This window comes from Neobacillus sp. NPDC093182 (assembly GCF_044754045.1).
The window spans coordinates 1-2,575 of the sequence record NZ_JBIVOI010000041.1 but is presented as its reverse complement, the minus strand read 5'-3'; the positions used below and the strand labels follow the sequence as shown (position 1 = coordinate 2,575).

Below are 2,575 nucleotides of genomic sequence, written 5' to 3'. Positions count from 1 at the left end.
CACGCTGTTGGGTGTCTGAGGGCACGGGCTATGACGCTCGTCCTTCGGCCGGTCCCGGTGAACCACATCAATAGGTGTGGGTGACGGGGTACGGGTCGTTGTTTGAGAACTGCACAGTGGACGCGAGCATCTGTGGCCAAGTTTTTAAGGGCGCACGGTGGATGCCTTGGCACCAGGAACCGATGAAGGACGTGGGAGGCCGCGATAGGCCCCGGGGAGCTGTCAACCGAGCTGTGATCCGGGGGTGTCCGAATGGGGAAACCCGGCAGTCGTCATGGGCTGTCACCCACTGCTGAACACATAGGCAGTGTGGAGGGAACGCGGGGAAGTGAAACATCTCAGTACCCGCAGGAAGAGAAAACAACCGTGATTCCGGGAGTAGTGGCGAGCGAAACTGGATGAGGCTAAACCGTATGTGTGTGATACCCGGCAGGGGTTGCGCATACGGGGTTGTGGGTTCGTACTTCAGTCGTCTGCCGGCGGCTGGGTGAGTCAGAAATTGTTGATGTAGGCGAAGGGCATGCGAAAGGCCCGGCGTAGAGGGTAAGACCCCCGTAGCTGAAACGTCAGCAACTTGCTTGTGCGATACCCAAGTAGCACGGGGCCCGAGAAATCCCGTGTGAATCTGGCGGGACCACCCGCTAAGCCTAAATATTCCCTGGTGACCGATAGCGGATAGTACCGTGAGGGAATGGTGAAAAGTACCGCGGGAGCGGAGTGAAATAGTACCTGAAACCGTGTGCCTACAAGCCGTGGGAGCGTCGCTGATGGGCTTGCCCATCAGTCGTGACTGCGTGCCTTTTGAAGAATGAGCCTGCGAGTTTGCGGTGTGTTGCGAGGTTAACCCGTGTGGGGAAGCCGTAGCGAAAGCGAGTCCGAATAGGGCGATGTAGTAGCGCGCTCAAGACCCGAAGCGGAGTGATCTAGCCATGGGCAGGTTGAAGCGGAGGTAAGACTTCGTGGAGGACCGAACCCACCAGGGTTGAAAACCTGGGGGATGACCTGTGGTTAGGGGTGAAAGGCCAATCAAACTCCGTGATAGCTGGTTCTCCCCGAAATGCATTTAGGTGCAGCGTCGTGTGTTTCTTGCCGGAGGTAGAGCACTGGATAGGCGATGGGCCCTACCGGGTTACTGACCTTAGCCAAACTCCGAATGCCGGTAAGTGAGAGCGCGGCAGTGAGACTGTGGGGGATAAGCTCCATGGTCGAGAGGGAAACAGCCCAGAGCATCGACTAAGGCCCCTAAGCGTACGCTAAGTGGGAAAGGATGTGGAGTCGCAGAGACAACCAGGAGGTTGGCTTAGAAGCAGCCATCCTTGAAAGAGTGCGTAATAGCTCACTGGTCAAGTGATTCCGCGCCGACAATGTAGCGGGGCTCAAGCGTACCGCCGAAGTCGTGTCATTGCAGCATTTACCTCTAACGGGGGCTGTGATGGGTAGGGGAGCGTCGTGTGCCGGGTGAAGCAGCCGTGTAAGCGAGTTGTGGATGGTTCACGAGTGAGAATGCAGGCATGAGTAGCGATACACACGTGAGAAACGTGTGCGCCGATTGACTAAGGGTTCCTGGGTCAAGCTGATCTGCCCAGGGTAAGTCGGGACCTAAGGCGAGGCCGACAGGCGTAGTCGATGGACAACCGGTTGATATTCCGGTACCCGCTTTGAAGCGTCAACGCTGAACCAGGCGATGCTAAGTCCGTGAAGCCGCCCTGATCTCTTCGGAGTTGAGGGGAGTGGTGGAGCCGACGGACCAGACTTGTAGTAGGTGAGTGATGGGGTGACGCAGGAAGGTAGTCCAGCCCGGGCGGTGGTTGTCCCGGGGTAAGGGTGTAGCCCGAGGGGTAGGTAAATCCGTCCCTCATAAGGGGTGAGACCTGATGCCGAGCCGATTGTGGTGAAGTGGATGATCCTATGCTGTCGAGAAAAGCCTCTAGCGAGTTTCATGGCGGCCCGTACCCTAAACCGACTCAGGTGGTCAGGTAGAGAATACCGAGGCGTTCGGGTGAACTATGGTTAAGGAACTCGGCAAAATGCCCCCGTAACTTCGGGAGAAGGGGGGCCATTGCTGGTGATCACCCTTGCGGTGTGAGCTGGTGGTGGCCGCAGAGACCAGCGAGAAGCGACTGTTTACTAAAAACACAGGTCCGTGCGAAGCCGTAAGGCGATGTATACGGACTGACGCCTGCCCGGTGCTGGAACGTTAAGGGGACCGGTTAGTGGGATTTCGATTCCGCGAAGCTGAGAACTTAAGCGCCAGTAAACGGCGGTGGTAACTATAACCATCCTAAGGTAGCGAAATTCCTTGTCGGGTAAGTTCCGACCTGCACGAATGGCGTAACGACTTCTCGACTGTCTCAACCATAGGCCCGGTGAAATTGCATTACGAGTAAAGATGCTCGTTTCGCGCAGCAGGACGGAAAGACCCCGGGACCTTTACTACAGCTTGATATTGGTGTTCGGTTCGGCTTGTGTAGGATAGGTGGGAGACTGTGATCTCTGGACGCCAGTTCAGGGGGAGTCGGTGTGGTGGTAGGTCTGGGGGGGGGGTGGATGTGGGTGCTGGGTGGGTGGTGGGGGT

General features: G+C 57.2%; 1 rRNA gene. It reads left to right on the top strand.

From position 1 onward, the window contains the following. Positions 1 to 134 precede the first annotated feature (134 nt). A 23S ribosomal RNA gene (locus tag ACIQAA_RS32350) occupies positions 135 to 2,575 on the top strand; the annotation flags it as partial.